Source organism: Rhizobium sp. Leaf321 (genome assembly GCF_001423215.1).
Taxonomy (GTDB): Bacteria; Pseudomonadota; Alphaproteobacteria; order Rhizobiales; family Rhizobiaceae; genus Neorhizobium; species Neorhizobium soli.
In genome coordinates this window covers 488,239-507,174 of record NZ_LMOF01000007.1, presented here as the reverse complement: position 1 = coordinate 507,174, position 18,936 = coordinate 488,239, and the positions used below count along the sequence as shown (strand labels likewise).

General features: G+C 60.5%; 15 protein-coding genes and 1 pseudogene. 9 read left to right on the top strand and 7 right to left on the bottom strand.

Annotated features, from left to right (window positions below; translation table 11 throughout):
- Positions 1–5 precede the first annotated feature (5 nt).
- The gene (locus tag ASF70_RS15390) at positions 6–515 is read right to left on the bottom strand and encodes a histidine phosphatase family protein (protein ID WP_062458026.1); all 510 of its coding nucleotides are present in this window, start codon (positions 513–515) and stop codon (positions 6–8) included.
- Positions 516–780: 265 nt separating this feature from the next.
- On the opposite strand from ASF70_RS15390, the gene dksA reads away from it, so the two are divergent.
- Complete coding sequence (gene dksA, locus ASF70_RS15385) at positions 781–1,200, top strand: RNA polymerase-binding protein DksA (RefSeq protein WP_062456626.1); 420 nt, start codon at positions 781–783, stop codon at positions 1,198–1,200.
- Positions 1,201–1,306: 106 nt separating this feature from the next.
- Here the strand turns inward: dksA and ASF70_RS15380 are convergent, their stop codons facing one another.
- Positions 1,307–2,395, bottom strand: a complete 1,089-nt coding sequence (locus ASF70_RS15380) for a flagellar biosynthetic protein FliO (protein WP_062580851.1) — start codon at positions 2,393–2,395, stop codon at positions 1,307–1,309.
- A gap of 275 nt (positions 2,396–2,670) precedes the next feature.
- Here ASF70_RS15380 and ASF70_RS15370 point away from each other — a divergent pair, with 275 nt between their 5' ends.
- From ASF70_RS15370 to ASF70_RS15340, 8 genes and pseudogenes are all read left to right on the top strand, one after another.
- A complete protein-coding gene (locus tag ASF70_RS15370) occupies positions 2,671–5,292 on the top strand; it encodes a PAS domain-containing sensor histidine kinase (RefSeq protein ID WP_062580847.1) in 2,622 nt (873 codons plus the stop codon).
- A 246-nt stretch (positions 5,293–5,538) separates the two neighbouring features.
- Positions 5,539–6,627 carry a recombinase RecA gene (gene recA / locus ASF70_RS15365; protein ID WP_062456635.1) on the top strand — a complete coding sequence of 363 codons (1,089 nt, stop codon included), beginning with the start codon at positions 5,539–5,541 and terminating at the stop codon, positions 6,625–6,627.
- Positions 6,628–6,855: 228 nt separating this feature from the next.
- The gene (gene alaS, locus ASF70_RS15360; RefSeq protein WP_062580844.1) at positions 6,856–9,513 is read left to right on the top strand and encodes an alanine--tRNA ligase; all 2,658 of its coding nucleotides are present in this window, start codon (positions 6,856–6,858) and stop codon (positions 9,511–9,513) included.
- Between the two features lie 53 nt (positions 9,514–9,566).
- On the top strand, positions 9,567–10,433 hold the full coding sequence (ttcA, locus tag ASF70_RS15355) for a tRNA 2-thiocytidine(32) synthetase TtcA (protein WP_062580842.1): 867 nt from the start codon (positions 9,567–9,569) through the stop codon (positions 10,431–10,433).
- Between the two features lie 40 nt (positions 10,434–10,473).
- Positions 10,474–11,298 carry an inositol monophosphatase gene (locus ASF70_RS15350; RefSeq protein ID WP_062580840.1) on the top strand — a complete coding sequence of 275 codons (825 nt, stop codon included), beginning with the start codon at positions 10,474–10,476 and terminating at the stop codon, positions 11,296–11,298.
- A gap of 96 nt (positions 11,299–11,394) precedes the next feature.
- Positions 11,395–11,610: pseudogene (locus tag ASF70_RS24820) on the top strand (ArsR family transcriptional regulator); the annotation flags it as partial.
- Positions 11,594–12,079 (top strand): SRPBCC domain-containing protein, encoded by a 486-nt coding sequence (locus tag ASF70_RS15345; protein ID WP_062580838.1) that lies wholly within the window; start codon positions 11,594–11,596, stop codon positions 12,077–12,079. The pseudogene ASF70_RS24820 and the gene ASF70_RS15345, both read left to right, overlap by 17 nt.
- Positions 12,080–12,374: 295 nt before the next feature.
- Positions 12,375–12,800 carry a helix-turn-helix domain-containing protein gene (locus ASF70_RS15340; RefSeq protein WP_062580836.1) on the top strand — a complete coding sequence of 142 codons (426 nt, stop codon included), beginning with the start codon at positions 12,375–12,377 and terminating at the stop codon, positions 12,798–12,800.
- A gap of 147 nt (positions 12,801–12,947) precedes the next feature.
- Here ASF70_RS15340 and ASF70_RS15335 read toward each other — a convergent pair whose 3' ends face one another.
- From ASF70_RS15335 to purL, 5 genes are all read right to left on the bottom strand, one after another.
- The gene (locus ASF70_RS15335) at positions 12,948–13,892 is read right to left on the bottom strand and encodes an aromatic alcohol reductase (protein ID WP_062580834.1); all 945 of its coding nucleotides are present in this window, start codon (positions 13,890–13,892) and stop codon (positions 12,948–12,950) included.
- A 277-nt stretch (positions 13,893–14,169) separates the two neighbouring features.
- Positions 14,170–15,375, bottom strand: coding sequence for a multidrug effflux MFS transporter (locus ASF70_RS15330; protein ID WP_062580832.1), 1,206 nt, complete (start codon positions 15,373–15,375; stop codon positions 14,170–14,172).
- Positions 15,376–15,493: 118 nt separating this feature from the next.
- A complete protein-coding gene (gene grxD, locus ASF70_RS15325; RefSeq protein ID WP_062456655.1) occupies positions 15,494–15,826 on the bottom strand; it encodes a Grx4 family monothiol glutaredoxin in 333 nt (110 codons plus the stop codon).
- Positions 15,827–16,257: 431 nt separating this feature from the next.
- Positions 16,258–16,494: a BolA family transcriptional regulator gene (locus ASF70_RS15315; protein WP_062581431.1), complete on the bottom strand. Its 237-nt coding sequence runs from the start codon at positions 16,492–16,494 to the stop codon at positions 16,258–16,260.
- A gap of 150 nt (positions 16,495–16,644) precedes the next feature.
- Positions 16,645–18,852: a phosphoribosylformylglycinamidine synthase subunit PurL gene (gene purL / locus ASF70_RS15310; RefSeq protein ID WP_062580829.1), complete on the bottom strand. Its 2,208-nt coding sequence runs from the start codon at positions 18,850–18,852 to the stop codon at positions 16,645–16,647.
- Between the last annotated feature and the right edge of the window lie 84 nt (positions 18,853–18,936).

Below are 18,936 nucleotides of genomic sequence, written 5' to 3'. Positions count from 1 at the left end.
TGTGGTCACGGCGTGATGAAATCCGTCAGGTTCCATGCGGGTCGCGAGCCGTCGCTTCGGCCTGCGTGATCGATGACAGCAAGGCCTGCCGTCGGATACCCTGAGGGCAGGGCGCGGGCTGCATGCTCTTTTCCGATCAGTTCCCCGAACACGTCCTCGATCGTCGGGTTATGCCCGACGAGCATCACCGATCCGCTGCGGTCGCTGGTAAAAATCAGCGCGAGATAGGTGCCGACCGATCCGTTGTAGACCTCGTCGATGAATTCGGGCTCGATGGTTTCGCTGATTGCGCGGCGCACCGCCTCCGCAGTCTGGCGGCAACGCATAGCCGTCGAACTGATAACAGCGTCGGGGCGGTAGCGACGGTCCGCCGCCTTGTCGGCAACGATTTCCGCTTCGGCGAAACCGTCCGTCGTCAGTGTTCGATCGAAATCTCTCTGACCCTGTTCCGGGTTGGCCGCCCGGCCGTGCCGGAGAAGGTAGATGCGTGACGGCGGCGGCGCGAGTGTCGGCATATCGGTGAAAGACGCCATTTCATTCTCCTTTGACCGCCTGGACGGTAATTCCGTGACTTCGGAACTTCAACCACGCCTGCGCCATGATTGCCAGTTGCGCTGCCCAGGAACCGGTTTCAACCGAAGTCGATTAAAGCATAGAAAATAGTCATTTAGCTGATTTTTGTGACAATTTTAAAATTGCCTCAATAACGAGCGGAAGGCTTGAACCGGAACAACCAAAGCGATATAGAGCGGCCACGAGATGTTCTTCAGGAGAATCGCGTTGAGTGAGAAGATCGATCTTAGCAATTATGTACTCTCGGAAACCGACGAGTTCATGAATGCAAACCAGAAGGCGTATTTCCGGGCAAAACTGACGGCCTGGAGAAACGATATCCTGCGGGAGGCGCGGGAGACTCTGGATCATCTGGCAGAGGAAAGTGCCAACCATCCCGATCTGGCCGATCGCGCATCTTCGGAAACCGATAGAGCCATCGAGCTTCGTGCCCGTGACCGGCAGCGCAAGTTGATCTCCAAGATCGACGCGGCGATGCAGCGCATCGACGACGGGACCTATGGCTATTGCGAAGAAACCGGCGAGCCAATCGGACTGAAGCGTCTTGACGCCCGGCCGATCGCAACCCTGTCGATCGAGGCCCAGGAGCGGCACGAGCGTCGCGAAAAGGTCTATCGCGACGAATGATTTCTGCTTGACGCATGGTCTACGGCAGAAACGACAAAAGGCACGGGAAACCGTGCCTTTTGTCGTTTGATGTCATGGATACGTGCAAAGCCCGCGGCCCTGCATGTCATTTATCGCGCGTGGCGGACATTTCCCCAAATATACGGGCGACTTCGTCCTGAAGTGATGGCTCGGCAGTCGCGCCGGTAATCGGTGCGACAGCAGGATCGCGCTGCGGCAACTGGCGGTTTGGTGCTGGTACCGCGATCGTCTCGCGGCCGGCGTTTTCCCGCGCCGCAAGGTTTTGTGCCATTTCCTCTTCCAGAATTTTCTCGAAATCGCTCCCGAGCATCTTCGGCTTTTCGAGGGCCGGCTGTCCGCCGGTCGAGAGGTCCTCAGGATTGATCGGGACAACGCGCGACGGTTCTGTCGGCTGGTCGGGCTCGGCGTGAGCAAGAACCCGACTGCGCGCGGCTTCAAGCGCGTTTGCCGCATCGTCGACCCTGGATGGTGCAGGCTGCGGGATCGCCGTGATCGCTGCCGCGGCGATCGGCGCTGCGGCAACGCCAGCGGCTGTCGAAACCGTTGCCGGGATGACGACGGTCGGTGCCGGACGCTGTGGCTCGGGGGCGGATTGTCTTGCCGGCGGATCCAGTCGCTGCGGGGCGGGTGGCGATACGGACGCAGTCGGCGTCGGCTCCGACCGGGATACCGGGCTCACAGGGCGAGCGGGAATGGGAGATGGCTGGGTCGCGAGTGGTGGCTTCGCACGCGGGGCGTCGTCGCGCACAGAAATCTCCCGCATGGGCTCAGGCCGTTCGGCCTCTGGCAGAGCTGCCGGGCGAGGGTCCGGACGCTGCCTCTGGGCAAGTGCGGGACGCGGTTCAGAAGGCGCGCTTTCAATGGCGGAGGGTTGTGAGGGCGAGTTCGTCGCGATGCCGGTTTCGATCACGATATCGGTCGGCCCGCCGATCATGACGAGGTGCTCCACGCCGTCGCGGCGGATCAGCACGAGGCGGCGGCGTGCATCGACGGCTGCCGCATCCAGCACCTGCAGCCGCGGATTGCGGTTGCGTCCCCCGCGGACGAACGGCGACGGTCCATTGCGACCGCGCAGCATCCACAAGATGCCGAACAGGAAGAGAAGCCCGATGCCGACACCGAGGACCGCGATAACCATCCGGCTGCCATAGGCGCCCATCAGTTCTTCGGCCATATGCTGATACTCCTCATGCCAATCGTCACATTTGAAAAGACGACAATTTTCGCTTCGATCAAGGGGTGCTGCGATGCTGTCTTGATGGAAAACATCACTTCGGAGAGGAAAGATAGGGCACAAGTCTTCACTGTCCCGGGTTTTCTGGCACAACGGAGCTTTTTGCGTCGCCGACAACTTGCTAAGAAGGAATCATAGGGTTTTCGGCTCCGTGGAGCATGACGGCCGCAGTAGGATGGCTTCGGCAGTCGGCCGTTGCGAAATGCGAGGGATTGATGACGAAGTTGCAGCAGGGCGGCAACTACGAGACCCCACTGGTCGAGCGTAAGACGCGGGGTGGAACCATTCTTCGGATCGTGCTTCTGGCGCTGGTGCTGCTGGGCGTTGCAGTCGCTTTTGTGGTTTTTCAGCAGGCACTCGACAATGAGATTGTGCTCGGCCTGCTGGGCATCCTTGCCATGGTCGGCATATTTTTCCTCGTCTCTTCGATGATAGGCCTCGTGGAAGTCATGCCGCAATCGCGGTCCGACGATCTCGCCCGCGCTTTCTTGGCCGGCCATCCGGACGGTATCCTGATCACGGACATCAAGGGTCGCATCGTCTACGCGAACGCTGCCTATGGTCGGATGACCGGTGCGACGAAAAAGAGCGATATCCAGTCCCTTGAAACGCTTCTGTCCAAGTCGCGCGAATCCAACGAGGCGCTTTACAGGCTGACATCCGCGCTGCGGGAAGGCCGCGAGGGTCATGAAGAATTCCGCCTGCTGCAGCCGCTTGGCCGCAGCACGGGCACTGCCGTCGTTGGAGAGAATGGTGCGGGCGCCTTCTGGTACAGGCTGAAGGCCGGCCTTCTGGCGGGTTCGGGAAACAACAAGGCGCAGCTCGACATCTGGCAGATTACCGACACGACCTCGGAACGGTCGGACCAGGAGCGCTTCTTTCGCGAACTGCAAAACGCCATCGACTACCTCGACCATGCGCCGGTCGGGTTCTTTTCCGCGGGCAAGAAGGGCGAGATCTTTTATCTCAACGCCACGCTGGCTGAATGGCTGGGTCTCGATCTGACCAAGTTTTCTCCGGGATCGATGACGATCGACGATCTCGTGGCGGGCGAGGGCATGGCGCTGATCCAGTCGGTTCAACCGGCGCCAGGTCTGAAGCGCACGGAGACGCTCGATCTCGACCTGCGCCGTGCCAACGGCCAGAGCCTGCCGGTGCGACTTGTTCACAGCGTCAGCTCCATGCGCGACGGTGCGCCCGGCGAAAGCCGCAGTGTCGTGATCAACCGGCCGCATGGTGAGGACACCGATCAATCCGCGTCGGCAATGCGTTTCACGCGCTTTTTCAACAACACGCCGATGGCCATTGCGTCCGTTGATGGCGAAGGCCGGATCCTGCGCATCAATGCGCCGTTCCTGCGACTGTTCGCCGGGGTTCTGACCCGCGACGACGTGGAAAGCGGTGCGTCGCTGGAGCGTATCGCGCACGAGACGACCCGCGATCAGCTGATGGCGGCGCTTGCTGCCGCACGCGACCGTCAGGGCGACATTACTCCGATCGATTCGCGGCATCCGGGCGACGAGACCCGCTATCTGCGTTTCTACGTCAATGCGGTGATCGACGAGAGCGACGAGGCACCCGAAGAGGCGGCCATCATCTATTCCGTCGAGACGACCGAGCAGAAGGCGCTCGAGACGCAGATGGCGCAGACCCAGAAGTTGAACGCTGTGGGCACGCTTGCCGGCGGCATCGCCCACGATTTCAACAATGTGCTGACGGCAATCCTTCTGTCCTCCGATCACCTGCTTTTGCAGGCGCGTCCGTCCGATGCGAGCTTTGCCGACCTGATGGAAATCAAGCGCAACGCCAACCGGGCCGCCGTTCTGGTGCGCCAGCTCTTGGCCTTCTCGCGCAAGCAGACGATGCGTCCGGCGGTGCTGAACCTCACCGATGTGGTGGGCGACCTGCGCATGCTGGTCGACCGGCTGATTTCCGGCACCAATGTCAAGCTCGATGTCGACTACGGGCGTGACCTGTGGCCGGTGCGTACCGACCTGTCGCAGTTCGAGCAGGTTCTCATCAACCTCTGCGTCAACGCGCGCGATGCGATGCCGCAGGGCGGCACGATCCTGATCAAGACCCGCAATGTGACGGCCGAGGAAACCAGCAGCTTCCATCAGGCCGATCTGCCGGCGGAAGATCTCGTGATGGTCGAGGTTGCCGACAGCGGCACGGGCATTCCGCCCGAGATCATGGACAAGATCTTCGAGCCGTTTTTCACCACCAAGGAAGTGGGCAAGGGTACAGGTCTCGGCCTTTCGATGGTCTATGGCATCATCAAACAGTCCGGCGGCTATATCTATCCGGAATCGGAAGTCGGTCGCGGAACGAGTTTCCGGCTGTTCCTGCCGCGTCACATTCCCGAAATACCGGTCATCACGCCGGAGGCCGCAGAGGCTGCAGCTCTGGCAGCCGCACAGCCCGTGGCTTTGAAGGCGCCGTCAGAGGATATGGATCTCACGGGCAAGTCTGCGGTCGTGCTGCTTGTGGAAGATGAAGAAGCGGTTCGGCGGGGCGGCAAGCGCATGCTGGAAACGCGCGGTTATACCGTGCACGAAGCCGGATCCGGCGTCGAAGCACTCGACATCATGGACGAGCTCGAAGGCAAGGTTGATATCGTCGTTTCCGACGTTGTCATGCCTGAGATGGACGGGCCGACGCTTCTGACGGAACTGCGGAAATCCTATCCGGATCTGAAGTTCATCTTCGTCTCCGGATACGCGGAGGACGCGTTTGCGCGCAACCTGCCGGCCGATGCGAAGTTCGGTTTTCTGCCCAAGCCGTTTTCGCTGAAGCAGCTTGCCGTTGCGGTTCGCGAGATGCTCGACTCGGACTGATTTTCTGATCCGCCTGCCAACCTTTATGGAGCCTCGCGATTCGTCCGTCGAACCGCGAGGCTTCTTGCTTTAACGCCTGATTTTCCACAGGTTATGCGCGCGAGAACCTTCCGGGAACGAAATCGCGATAATGCTGTTCAATCAAGCTGATAAAAGACCCTTGATTGATGAGAACAAAAAGAGTACACGATGTCCATCGGCTGCTTCATTGCTTGCGTGGCGGCAATAACCTAAAGGTGGGACCTCATGGCACAGAATTCATTGCGGCTCGTAGAGGATAAAGGCGTGGACAAGAGCAAGGCGCTCGAAGCAGCACTCTCACAGATCGAACGATCCTTCGGTAAGGGATCGATCATGAAGCTTGGCTCGAACGATAGCATCGTCGAGATCGAGACAGTTTCCACCGGTTCCCTGAGCCTCGATATTGCGCTCGGCATCGGCGGCCTGCCGAAGGGCCGTATCGTCGAAATCTATGGTCCGGAAAGCTCGGGCAAGACAACGCTTGCCCTGCAGACCATTGCCGAGGCTCAGAAGGGTGGCGGTGTTTGCGCCTTCGTCGACGCGGAACACGCGCTCGATCCGGTCTACGCCCGCAAGCTCGGCGTCGATCTGCATAACCTCCTGATCTCGCAGCCTGACACCGGTGAGCAGGCGCTTGAGATCACTGATACGCTGGTGCGTTCCGGTGCTGTCGACGTTCTCGTCATCGACTCGGTTGCGGCATTGACGCCACGCGCCGAAATCGAAGGCGAAATGGGCGACAGCCTGCCGGGTCTTCAGGCCCGTCTGATGAGCCAGGCACTGCGCAAGCTGACGGCGTCGATCTCCAAGTCGAAGACGATGGTGATCTTCATCAACCAGATCCGCATGAAGATCGGCGTGATGTTCGGTTCGCCGGAAACGACGACAGGCGGTAACGCGCTGAAATTCTACGCGTCTGTCCGTCTCGACATTCGCCGCATCGGCCAGGTCAAGGAACGCGAAGAAGTCGTCGGCAACCAGACACGCGTCAAGGTCGTCAAGAACAAGATGGCGCCTCCCTTCAAGCAGGTCGAATTCGACATCATGTATGGCGAAGGCGTGTCCAAGACCGGCGAGCTCGTCGATCTCGGCGTCAAGGCTGGGATCGTCGAGAAGTCGGGCGCATGGTTCTCCTACAACAGCCAGCGCCTTGGTCAGGGCCGCGAGAACGCGAAGTCGTTCCTGCGAGACAATCCGGAAGTGGCCCGCGAAATCGAAACGTCGCTGCGCCAGAATGCCGGCCTGATCGCCGATAAGTTCCTGCAGAATGGCGGACCCGATGCCAATGACGGCGACCAGGCCCCCGACCCTTGATCGGACCTGGGTTGGGATGCCGATCTAGGGTATCCTGTCGCTGATCTTCGCCGGTTTTTCGGCTTTCAAATCTTGCCGGCCGCCATCTACGAGATGCGCGGCCGGTCTGCGTTTCGGGTGGGTTTGGGATGATTAGGGGTGCTGTGGCTGGACAGTCGGGAACGCGGACGATACAAGCCTTTCGTCTTCGAATAACAGCATCGCACCCGGCGATAAAAAGGGCTTAGCATGAGCGGCGTGAATGAAATCCGGTCGACGTTTCTCGACTATTTCCAAATGAACGGCCACGAGGTTGTGTCCTCGTCCCCGCTTGTGCCGCGCAATGACCCGACGCTGATGTTTACCAATGCCGGTATGGTGCAGTTCAAGAACGTCTTTACCGGTCTTGAAAAGCGCCCCTACACCACGGCCACCACCTCGCAGAAATGCGTGCGCGCCGGCGGCAAGCACAACGACCTCGACAATGTCGGTTACACCGCCCGCCATCTCACCTTCTTCGAGATGCTCGGCAACTTCTCGTTTGGTGACTACTTCAAGGAAAACGCGATCGAGCTTGCCTGGAAGCTGGTTACCGAAGGCTTCGATCTGCCCAAGCACCGCTTGCTGGTCACGGTCTATTCGGAAGACGAGGAAGCTGCGACGCTGTGGAAGAAAATCGCCGGCATTTCCGACGACAAGATCATCCGCATTCCGACCTCCGACAACTTCTGGCAGATGGGCGATACCGGCCCCTGCGGTCCGTGCTCGGAAATCTTCATCGACCAGGGCGAGAATGTCTGGGGTGGACCTCCGGGCTCGCCTGAAGAAGACGGCGACCGCTTCCTGGAATTCTGGAACCTCGTCTTTATGCAGTACGAGCAGACGGCACCCGGCGAGCGTACGCTGCTGCCGCGCCCGTCGATCGATACCGGCATGGGTCTCGAGCGCATGGCCTGTGTCCTGCAGGGCAAGCAGAGTGTGTTCGACACCGATCTGTTCCAGACGCTGATCGGAACGATCGAGGATGTCCTGAGCGTGAAGGCCGAGGGCAGTGCCAGCCACCGCGTCATCGCCGACCATCTGCGTTCGTCCGCGTTCCTGATTGCCGACGGCGTCCTGCCATCCAACGAAGGCCGTGGTTACGTGCTTCGCCGCATCATGCGCCGCGCCATGCGCCATGCGCAGCTGCTCGGTGCCAAAGAACCGGTCATGTACAAGCTCCTGCCGACGCTGGTGCAGGAAATGGGCCGCGCCTATCCGGAACTGGTGCGCGCCGAGGCGCTGACCGCGGAAACGCTGAAGCTCGAGGAAACCCGCTTCCTCAAGACGCTCGAACGTGGTTTGTCGCTGCTTTCGGACGCGACCAGCACGCTCGACAAGGGCGACATGCTCGACGGCGAGACGGCGTTCAAGCTTTACGACACCTACGGTTTCCCGCTCGACCTGACGCAGGACGCGCTCCGCGCCCGCGAAATCGGCGTCGATCTCTCCGGCTTTACCGATGCGATGGAACGCCAGAAGGCGGAAGCCCGCTCGCATTGGGCAGGCTCCGGCGACAAGGCGACCGAAACCGTCTGGTTCGAAATCAAGGAAAAGTTCGGCGCCACCGAATTCCTCGGCTATGACACCGAGACTGCCGAAGGCGTCGTCCAGGCGATTGTCAAGGATGGCAAGGCCATCGACAGTGCCTCGAGCGGCGATGCCGTCCAAATCGTCGTGAGCCAGACGCCGTTCTACGGTGAATCCGGCGGCCAGATGGGCGATGCCGGTTTGATCTCGACCGACCACGCCAAGCTTGAAGTGACCGACGTCCAGAAGCGGGGCGAGGGGCTGTTCGTCCATATCGCGACCGTGACCGAGGGCACGTTGAAGGCTGGTGACGCGGTCATCCTCGCCGTCGATCACGCACGCCGTTCGCGCCTGCGCTCGAACCATTCCGCCACGCATCTGCTGCATGAAGCCCTGCGCGAAGTGCTCGGCACCCATGTGGCGCAGAAGGGCTCGCTGGTTGCGCCGGAGCGTCTTCGTTTCGACGTGTCGCATCCGAAGCCGATGTCATCCGAGGAGTTGCAGGTCGTCGAGGATATGGCCAACGCCATCATTCTGCAGAACGCGCAGGTCACCACGCGCCTGATGAGCGTCGACGATGCGATCGCCGAAGGTGCGATGGCATTGTTCGGCGAGAAATACGGCGATGAAGTTCGCGTTGTCTCCATGGGCAAGGCCGTCGATGGCCCGAAGGCCGGCAAGCCTTATTCGATCGAACTCTGCGGTGGCACGCATGTGAACGCGACGGGCGATATCGGCCTCGTGCGCATTCTCTCCGAAAGCGCCGTTGGCGCTGGTGTTCGCCGTGTCGAAGCGGTGACGGGGGATGCGGCGCGTGTCTATCTCGCCGAGCAGGATGAGCGCGTGAAGACCTTGTCCGGTGCGCTAAAGGTTCAGCCCGGTGAGCTTGTCTCCCGTGTCGAGGCGCTGATCGACGAGCGTCGCAAGCTCGAGAAGGAACTGGCAGACGCCAAGCGCCGGCTCGCCATGGGTGGCGGTCAGCAGGGTGGTTCTGCCGACGACATCCGTGACATCGCGGGCATCAAGTTCATGGGCAAGGCACTGGCCGGCATCGACGCGAAGGACCTGAAGGGGCTCGCGGACGAGGGCAAGGCCACGCTCGGTTCCGGCGTCGTGACGCTGGTTGGCGTGTCCGAAGACGGCAAGGCAAGTGCGGTCGTGGCGGTGACGCCTGATCTTATCGGTCGCTTCAGTGCTGTCGATCTGGTGCGGATCGCCTCTGCAGCGCTCGGCGGCAAGGGCGGCGGCGGACGGCCGGATATGGCGCAGGCCGGTGGCCCTGACGGTGCCAAGGCCAGTGAAGCGCTGGAAGCCGTGGCCGCAGCGCTCGGCGCCTGAGAGTTGGAATGATCGGGCGGCCACTGGCCGCCCGTTTCACATGAGGTTTGGACATGGGATTGAACGCAACGATACCGGATGAGATCGACGAGGTCGTGGATGGCCTCGTGCCGTCCCTATTCAGGGATGCGCCGAGTTCGGTCTCGTTCAACAAGTTGCGCAAGCGGCTGCTGCGGCAGGTTCGCCAGGCGTTCGACGATTTCGGCATGCTGAAGGATCAGAAGCGTTGGCTTGTCGGCCTGTCGGGCGGCAAGGACAGCTATTCGCTGCTGGCCATCCTTCTTGATCTGCAATGGCGCGGCCTGCTTCCGGTCGAGCTGCTGGCCTGCAATCTCGATCAGGGACAGCCGAACTTTCCCAAACACATCCTGCCGGACTATCTCACCTCGATCGGCGTCAAGCACCGGATCGAGTATCGCGATACCTATTCGATCGTGAAGGAAAAGGTGCCTGCGGGCGGAACCTACTGCGCGCTCTGTTCGCGGCTTCGGCGCGGCAATCTCTACCGGGTTGCCCGCGAAGAGGGGTGTGATGCACTGGTTCTCGGGCACCACCGGGAGGATATTCTCGAAACCTTCTTCATGAACTTCTTTCACGGCGGACGGCTTGCCGGCATGCCGGCGAAGCTTCTGAACGACGAAGGCGACGTGATGGTGCTGCGGCCGCTTGCCTATTGCGCCGAGGACGATCTGGCGAAATTCTCTGCCGCCATGGAATTCCCGATCATCCCCTGCGACCTCTGTGGCTCGCAGGACGGGCTGCAGCGCAACGCGATGAAGGCCATGCTTGCCGATATCGAGACGCGCATGCCGGGCCGCAAGGACACGATGCTGCGGGCGCTGGCGCATGTGAACCCGTCGCATCTGCTTGACCCGAAACTGTTCGACTTCTCCGGCCTCAGCGCCAACCCCGCCGCCTGATCCCCAACAAGCTGCTCCCACCACTGCAGGATCTCACACCATGACCATGCCGCTCGATATAGCCAAGCTTGCCGACATCCTGCGCCTTGCGGCGAAGGAAGAGATCCTGCCGCGGTTCCGGCGGCTTGGAAGCGGCGACGTGCGTTCCAAAAGCGAGCCGTCGGATCTGGTGACCGAAGCGGACGAGGCAGCCGAGCGTCTGATCCGCCGCGAGCTTGAAGCGCTGGCGCCTGATGCTCTGTTTGTTGGCGAAGAATCGGTGGCCGCCGATCCGTCGCTTCTCGCCAAGCTTGGAGGCTCGGATTTCGCGATCGTCGTCGATCCTGTCGATGGCACGTTCAATTTCGCCTCCGGCATTCCTGCCTTCGGTGTCATGGCCTCTGTCGTCTGGAAAGGCGAAACGGTCGCCGGCATCATCTACGATCCGATGGGTGACGATTGGGTGATGGCGGAAAAGGGCGCAGGCGCCTTCCTGCGCCGTCCTGACGGCGATGCGGTGCGCCTTGCGGTCGCGGAAGCGACACCGATCGGCGACATGGTCGGAATGGCGTCACCCGGGTATTTCTTCGGCGAGGAGAGAGAGCGGCTGCTGGCCAATCTGGCGAAGGTGCGTTTCTTTGCCAACTATCGATGTGCCGCGCACGAGTATCGCACCTTTGCCGGCGGGCACGTGCAATACCTTCTCTACAACAAGCTCATGCCTTGGGATCATCTGGCGGGCACCCTGATTGCCACGGAGGCCGGCGGTTATGCGGCGCGCTTCGACGGATCCGATTACCTGCCGGACCACGTGGATGGCGGGCTGCTGGTCGCGACCTGCAAGGACAGCTGGCAGATGCTGCGTCGCGAACTCATCGGCGACTGAGCCTTCAAGGGGTCGGTCCCAGTAGAGGGTGAAACGACACCGTAAGCCAACTCCGTTGTCCCCGTTGAACCCTCGTGTATTCTGGTGCCTGAGGGCGGCATGCGGAAGCATATCCAGGTTCTCGAACGAGCGGGGCTCGTTGTCCCCGAGTAGACCGGACGGGTGAGAACCTGCAGGCTTGCGAAGCACGGACTTGAGGCGGAAGCCGAGTGCATAGAGGCGCATCGAAAGATTTTCGAGGCCCGCTTCGAACCATTGAATGAACTCATCAGTACCATGCAACGGGAGGTAACCGATGAAACAGCAAGTTGACGGGACATCAGTGGAGCGCAGGGGCGATCGCGAATTGGTCGTCATGCGGACATTCAATGCGCCGCCGAGGGCCGTTTTCAAGGCGTGGAGTGAGCCCGAGATGTTCCAGGCCTGGTGGGTGCCAAAATCGGTCCCTGGCCTGTCGCTCGTATCGTGCGACATGGACGTGCGTACCGGCGGCAAGTATCGGCTGGAATTCGGTGCCGGTGGCGATTCCGATACCATGGCCTTCTATGGCAAGTATCTCGAGGTCGTACCGAACGAGCGCATTGTCTGGACCAACGACGAGGGCGAAGAGGGCGCGGTCACGACCGTGAGCCTCAAGGACCAGGGCGGCATGACGCTGTTGCGTTTCCACGAGGTCTATCCGTCCAAGGAGGCACTTGAGGAGGCCATGCAGGGCTCGGCGGTCGCATTGCCCGAGCAGTTGGACCAGCTCGACGAATTGCTGACCAGCAAAGCTGAGTAGCGCGGTTGCGGAAACGCATCGGGGCAACGTATGCCTTAGGCGCTACCCCACCGAGCTTTTCGCGGGTGGTGAAGGCAAAGCAAACCAATCTCGCGGCGCCGTTCTATGTCCGCAACGGGCCGAAAGATGTCTTTTGCAGCTTTGCGCCAACGACGGACGTCCTCGGCCATCGGCGACACCAACGACGCGCATATCCCTGCCGACTTTATAAACGTTCCAACACGTCGGGGGAGACAGGTGAAATGCTTTCTGAAGGTTGGTAATACGACAGGCAGCAATACCGGAGGCAAGAGCAATGACCAGAGAAGAAATTCTTAGCTATTCCCAAGCGGTTTGCGATGGTCTTCGTGAGGACGACGATGGGGTGAGACGCGAGGTTCTCACTCATGCCGGAAGCCGGTGGTCGCTCGGCGTCATACACACCCTCGGTGTCTATGGCAGGCTTCGCCACGCAGACATCGGAAAACGAATGCACGGTGTAACGCAGCGGATGCTCACTCGCACGCTACGCCAACTCGAAAGAGATGGTCTCGTTACGCGTCGCGATCTCGTTGAGGTGCCGCCTCGGGTGGAATACGAACTGACAGAACTGGGAATGGGTCTTCTCATTCGCATGATCCCGTTGTGGACGTGGGTCGTGGAGAATTCCGAGCAGTTTCGAACGTCACGCGAGGATTTTGATGCCCGTCCGCCAGAAAAGCCCTCCTGGCAGACGTTTTAACAATCGAGACATGCCCCCGCTCCGCTGATGCCGGCGGCATGGTGTTCGACCGCGTAATGATTGCTGCGGATCAACTCTCATTGTGAGCGCGGCTATACCGCGCTTCCCGTTTGTTATCGTCCGTCGATCTGCGTCTCAGAGGCTATGTCACTTGCCGCTCAGGTTCGCGTTGATCCAATCGGACACATCCGTCACCTTGATGCCTTCGCGCGCGTTGAATGTGCCGGCCTTGTCCCATGCCATTCCTCGCCCAATACCAAAGGCTGTGCGGTACTTGCGCATCATGTTTTGCGGGTCATTTGCCAGTTCTTCCATCAGGACGGGGACAGTCCATACGGACCGGCTGAAGGGCCGGTTCAAACCCGCCTCCAGCTTGTCGGCAAGCTCGCCATAGGTGACGGTGTCGCCCGCCAGGAAGACGATCTCGTTGCTGATGGTCGGCTCGTAGAAGACGATTTCAGCGGTGAGCACGCCGATGTCGTCGGGCGTCGTCAGCGTAACAGCGGTATCGGAGCTGCCAAGAGCGTTGACTGCGTTCTTTTCCAGATCAACGACGCCGAATTCCGGTTCGAAAAGATAACTCATGAACATGCCGGTGGAGATGATGACCCAGTCCATCTTGCTCTGGGAGCGAAGGAGTTCGCGCACATCGAGTTGAGCGTCGAAGATGTCCTGCGGACCGCCTCGACCAATTGCCTCGAAATCGACACCAAACTGCCAGGGGAAGTAGCGCGGAATACCGGACTGTAACGCCGCCTTGGCCAACTTCATCGGTGTATCAATACCAGCCGCGTAGCCAGCGCAGCCAATCACGGTGTCGTACTGTGCAAACAGAGATGCGAGTTCATCGATTGAGCTATTGACCAGATCACCTGTGACGATCTCGATATCCAAGTCGCGGATTTCGGTGACGTCGCGCTGTTTGGCCAGTGGGTCTGATTTAACGGCACTGGCGCGAAGCAGAACGCTTATCTTTGCGTCTTCAATGCCCTTGGCGCGACGGGCCAGATTGCGAAGGACGGGCATGCCGAGTTCCCCGGCCCCGAGCACGAGAATGTTTCGTGACTTCACATTGGAAACTGTCTGGTTCATCGATTTCAATCCTTCAAAACGCTACGTCACCGCTACTTGGCAAGGCGGAACGACGAAGGAAAGAAGGTACACGGATGATACTGCAGCAAAAAATAGAAGGACGATAATCCCGTTGTATTACCCTTCCGCACATACCGTCTGTCCGCTTCGGGCCGAAAGCTGACTCTCTCCGTTAGAGTGTCATTTCGCTCTCTACCTGACCGACCCTTCGAGACAAAGCGGAACCGAAAAAGGCCGGATCGCTCCGGCCTTTTTTGCGCTCTGACGTGATGGACTGTCAGGCCTTGTGGTTATGGGGCCGGAAGAGCTTTCCCTTTTCGCCGATCAGCACGAAGACCAGGCCGATGACGGAGACGGTAAAGAAGCCCGCCACCATCGGCGTCGCCGTGCCGTCGAAGGCCTGGCCGATGGATGCGCCGATGATTGCGCCGCCGACCGTGCCCATGAAGCCGAGAACTGACGAAGCAGTGCCCGCCACGTGACCGAGGGGCTCCATTGCCAGCGAATTGAAGTTCGAGGCGATCAGGCCGAACAGGAACATGGCCATGGCGAAGAAGGCCAGGAACAGCAGGAAGGGCATCGGTTCGGATGACAGCAGCTGTACGCTCAGCCACAGGAAGGTGACCACGACGAAGCCGATGATGGCGGCGTGCGACAGCTTGCGCATGCCGAGCCTGCCGACCCAGCGGGAGTTGAGGAAGGCCGAGATCGACATGAACAGAGCGACCGCAGCAAATGCCACTGGGAACCAGACGCCGAGCTGGTAGATGCCGACATAGACCTGCTGGGCCGAGTTGATAAAGCCGAACAGGGCGCCGAAGATAAACGTGCTCGCAAGCGTGTAGCAGAGCGCCATGCGGTTGGTGAGAACGATCAGGAAGCCGGCGACGATGGACTTTACCGTGAACGGGCGGACATCGGCCTGATCCAGCGTTTCGGGCAGCTTGCGGGCAACCCAGATCGTGACAATGATTGCGACGACGGCGATGAAGACAAAGATCAGGTGCCAGTCACCAAACAGCAGCACGAGCTGTCCCGTTCCGGGCGCGATAATCGGCACAATCATGAACACCATCATGATGAGAGACATGACTTCCGCCATGGCGCGACCGCCGAACACGTCGCGGACGATCGAGACAGATATGACGCGAGTCGCGGCCGAGCCGATGCCCTGGATAAAGCGCAGGATGAGCAGGCCCGCAAAGGAGGGGACGAAAACGACGGCGATCGCGGAGACGATGTAGATGCCGAGACCGATCAGGAGCGGCGTGCGTCGACCGAAACGGTCGGAGATCGGGCCATAGAAGAGCTGGGCGATGCCGAAGCCGAACAGATAGGCCGAGACGACATACTGTCGATGGTTCTCGTTCTCGACGCCGAGTGCTGCGCCGATCTGCTGTAGTCCGGGAAGCATGATATCGATGGCGAGGGCGTTGAGTGCCATCAGAGCGGCCATCATGGCAATGAATTGTGCCCTTCCCATGCCTTGCAGCTTTGGGACAACGGGATGTGAAGGATTTGTCACGGGGGATTTCCTAAAGAATGGGAAAGGCGCCGTGGGAGCGGCGCCTTCAAAATTTTGGAGAGTATATCAAGCCGGATCAGGCTGCGCGGACGGTAATGCCCTGTTCCTCGATATGGGTTTTGAGCTCGCCCGACTGGAACATTTCGCGGACGATATCGCATCCGCCAACGAACTCACCCTTGATGTAGAGCTGGGGGATCGTCGGCCAGTTGGAGTAGTCCTTGATGCCCTGGCGGATTTCCGCGTCGGCAAGAACATTCACGCCCTTGTAGTCGAGCCCGAGGTAATCGAGGATCTGGACCACCTGGCCGGAGAAGCCGCATTGCGGGAACTGAGGCGTGCCCTTGAGGAAGAGAACGACATCGTTCGTCTTGATTTCGTTTGCGATGAAGTCGTGAATGCCGCTCATGATCTTTCCTTTCACACGCGGTTTCAAGGACCGCTGCGGTGTCTTGCCCCTTAAATAGCAAGGTGACCTTACTAATTCCAGCGCAATTCCGCTTGAACTGTCAAACTGTTTTTGCCCTGGGGCGAGAGGCCCGATGTCCTCGCGCAGAGGTTTACCGGCTGCGTTGCTTGCTGCGACTGGTCGCGCTCCGCCGGCGGCTCGTTTGCTTTTTGGCGGGCTTTACGACTTTCGATCGTGCACCGGGCTTCTTCGCGGTGAACCTGCCGGTGGTCGCGGACCTTGTGCCTGGGGATGTAGCGGCGCGTGTCTGACGCTTTTTGCGCTTGGAAGGCGTGCGCCCGTGCGACTTGCCCAGAAGCTGCCTGACGACATCGTCCACAACGCTGGTAACGATCTGCTTGATCAGGTCGGACATCGCACCGGCAGCTCCGTTACTCGGCGGGGGCGGAGGTCTGAAGCGCCAGGGCATGCAGAACGCCGCCCATATTGCCCTTCAGCGCTTCGTAGACCATCTGGTGCTGCTGGACGCGGCTCTTGCCGCGGAACGCGTCCGCGACGACCTCGGCAGCGTAGTGGTCACCGTCACCCGCCAGATCGCGGATCGTGACCTTGGCGCCGGGAATTCCGGCTTTGATCATGTCTTCGATATCACCGGGACGCATGGGCATGGTGTCTTCCTCATATTCGGCCGCAGACTCATATCGCGGCATGCTTTGACCGAAAGACTGCCTGAAAGCCGTCCTCCGGTCAAAGAGGTAACAACCTCAAATCCAGATTGCTAGAGGATTTGGATCGATCCAAGCTGCCCTAACCGTGACTCACGCCATGAAGGAGGGGAACCAGCTTTCGTGGGCGATTGTCAGATCCTCAACAGTGATGTCGACGATATCGTCGATGACGACGCGATCACCCGTTACCTTGCCAAGCTGACGGAAGGGTACGGCTGAACCTTCGGCATTGGCCTGCAGGAAATTCGCGATGTCGGCGGGAACGGCGATCACGTAACGCGCCTGGTCTTCCCCGAACAGGAGAGCATGCGCCGGTCCGCGCTGTTCCGACAGGCTGACGGTCATGCCCTTTTCCGACGCCATCGCCATTTCGACGAGGGCGAGACCCAGGCCACCGGAGGAGATGTCGTGGCAGGCGCTGACATGGCCGTTGCGGATTGCCGAGCGGACGAAGTCACCATTTCGGCGTTCGGCGGAAAGGTCGACTGTGGGCGCCGGGCCTTCCGTCGAGCCGAGGATGTCGCGCAGGTAGATCGAGGAGCCGAGATGGCTGCCATCGGTACCGATCATGATCAGCACGTCGCCGTCGCCGGCCGAGCCGATCCTTGCCATCTTCTGCCAGTCGGGCAGCAGGCCAACGCCTGCGATCGTCGGGGTAGGCAGGATGGCGACGCCGTTGGTCTCGTTATAGAGCGACACGTTGCCGGAGACGATCGGGAAATCGAGGGCGAGGCACGCTTCGCCGATACCCTTGATGGCGCCGACGAGCTGGCCCATGATTTCAGGCTTTTCGGGATTGCCGAAATTGAGGTTGTCGGTCGCCGCGAGCGGCTCGGCGCCGGTTGCGACGATGTTGCGCCAGCATTCGGCCACAGCCTGCTTGCCACCTTCATACGGGTCCGCCTCGACATAACGCGGCGTGACATCAGACGAGAAGGCCAGCGCCTTGGTGGGATGGGTCTCGATGCGCACGACGCCGGCATCGCCGCCGGGGCGCTGCAGCGAATTGCCCTGGATCAGAGTATCATACTGTTCCCAGACCCAGCGACGGCTGGACTGGTTGGCAGAGCCGACCAGCTTCAAAATGGCATCGTTGTAATCTGTCGGGGCTGCAACGTCTGCCGCGGATAGGTCAGGGCGCGGGTTGTGCTGGATCCAGGGGCGGTCGTATTCCGGCGCTTCGTCGCCCAGTTCCTTGATCGGCAGGTTGGCGACTTCCTCGCCCTGATGGATGACGCGGAAACGCAGGTCATCCGTGGTCTTGCCGACGATTGCGAAATCGAGGCCCCATTTGACGAAGATCGCCTTGGCGACTTCTTCCTTCGAAGGCTCCAGCACCATGAGCATCCGCTCCTGGCTTTCCGAGAGCATCATTTCATAAGCCGTCATGCGCTCTTCGCGCACCGGGACCTGATCGAGCTGCAGTTCGATGCCGAGGCCGCCCTTGGCGCCCATTTCGACGGCCGAGCAGGTGAGGCCGGCGGCACCCATATCCTGGATGGCGATGACGGCTCCGGTCTTCATCAGCTCGAGGCAGGCTTCGAGCAGGCACTTTTCGGTAAAGGGGTCGCCGACCTGAACGGTCGGGCGCTTTTCCTCGATATCGGCGTCGAATTCGGCCGATGCCATCGTGGCGCCACCGACACCGTCGCGGCCGGTCTTCGCGCCGAGATAGACGACAGGCAGACCGACGCCCTTGGCTTCCGACAGGAAGATGCCGTCGGACTTAGCAAGACCGGCTGCGAAGGCGTTGACCAGAATGTTGCCATTGTAGCGTTCGTCGAACTCGACTTCGCCTCCGACCGTGGGCACGCCGAACGAGTTGCCGTAACCGCCGACGCCGGCAACGACGCCGGAGACGAGGTGTTTTGTCTTCGCGTGGTCAGGAGCGCCGAAACGCAGGGCGTTCATGGCCGCAATCGGCCGTGCACCCATGGTGAAGACGTCGCGCAGGATGCCGCCGACGCCCGTCGCCGCACCCTGGTAGGGCTCGATATAGGACGGATGATTGTGGCTCTCCATCTTGAAGACAACGACATCGCCATCATCGATGTCGACCACGCCGGCGTTCTCGCCAGGCCCCTGGATGACGCGCGGGCCCTTGGTGGGCAGCGTGCGCAGCCAGCGCTTGGACGACTTGTAGGAGCAGTGCTCGTTCCACATGGCCGAGAAGATACCGAGTTCCGTATAGGTCGGCTCGCGGCCGATCAGATCCAGGATCCGCTGATATTCGTCGGGCTTGAGGCCGTGGGATGCGACGAGTTCTGGCGTGATCGGGAAGCTGTTCGGAATGGTCATGATCTTCTCTATGTTGCGGAGCGAGATATGCGCCGCTCTTTAGCCTATGTCTTGACGAGGCGCGACAAGAAAATGCCGGCGCGC

Bases quoted from the DNA above. Each gene is read 5' to 3' on its own strand.
- ASF70_RS15330 (WP_062580832.1), bottom strand. From the start codon at position 15,375: ATGGGAAGGGCACAATTCATTGCCATGATGGCCGCTCTGATGGCACTC.
- ASF70_RS15350 (WP_062580840.1), top strand. From the start codon at position 10,474: ATGACCATGCCGCTCGATATAGCCAAGCTTGCCGACATCCTGCGCCTT.
- grxD (WP_062456655.1), bottom strand. From the start codon at position 15,826: ATGAGCGGCATTCACGACTTCATCGCAAACGAAATCAAGACGAACGAT.
- ASF70_RS15380 (WP_062580851.1), bottom strand. From the start codon at position 2,395: ATGGCCGAAGAACTGATGGGCGCCTATGGCAGCCGGATGGTTATCGCG.
- ASF70_RS15390 (WP_062458026.1), bottom strand. From the start codon at position 515: ATGCCGACACTCGCGCCGCCGCCGTCACGCATCTACCTTCTCCGGCAC.
- purL (WP_062580829.1), bottom strand. From the start codon at position 18,852: ATGACCATTCCGAACAGCTTCCCGATCACGCCAGAACTCGTCGCATCC.
- ASF70_RS15315 (WP_062581431.1), bottom strand. From the start codon at position 16,494: ATGCCCATGCGTCCCGGTGATATCGAAGACATGATCAAAGCCGGAATT.
- ASF70_RS15370 (WP_062580847.1), top strand. From the start codon at position 2,671: ATGACGAAGTTGCAGCAGGGCGGCAACTACGAGACCCCACTGGTCGAG.
- recA (WP_062456635.1), top strand. From the start codon at position 5,539: ATGGCACAGAATTCATTGCGGCTCGTAGAGGATAAAGGCGTGGACAAG.
- ASF70_RS15335 (WP_062580834.1), bottom strand. From the start codon at position 13,892: ATGAACCAGACAGTTTCCAATGTGAAGTCACGAAACATTCTCGTGCTC.
- alaS (WP_062580844.1), top strand. From the start codon at position 6,856: ATGAGCGGCGTGAATGAAATCCGGTCGACGTTTCTCGACTATTTCCAA.
- ASF70_RS15345 (WP_062580838.1), top strand. From the start codon at position 11,594: ATGAAACAGCAAGTTGACGGGACATCAGTGGAGCGCAGGGGCGATCGC.
- ASF70_RS15340 (WP_062580836.1), top strand. From the start codon at position 12,375: ATGACCAGAGAAGAAATTCTTAGCTATTCCCAAGCGGTTTGCGATGGT.
- ttcA (WP_062580842.1), top strand. From the start codon at position 9,567: ATGGGATTGAACGCAACGATACCGGATGAGATCGACGAGGTCGTGGAT.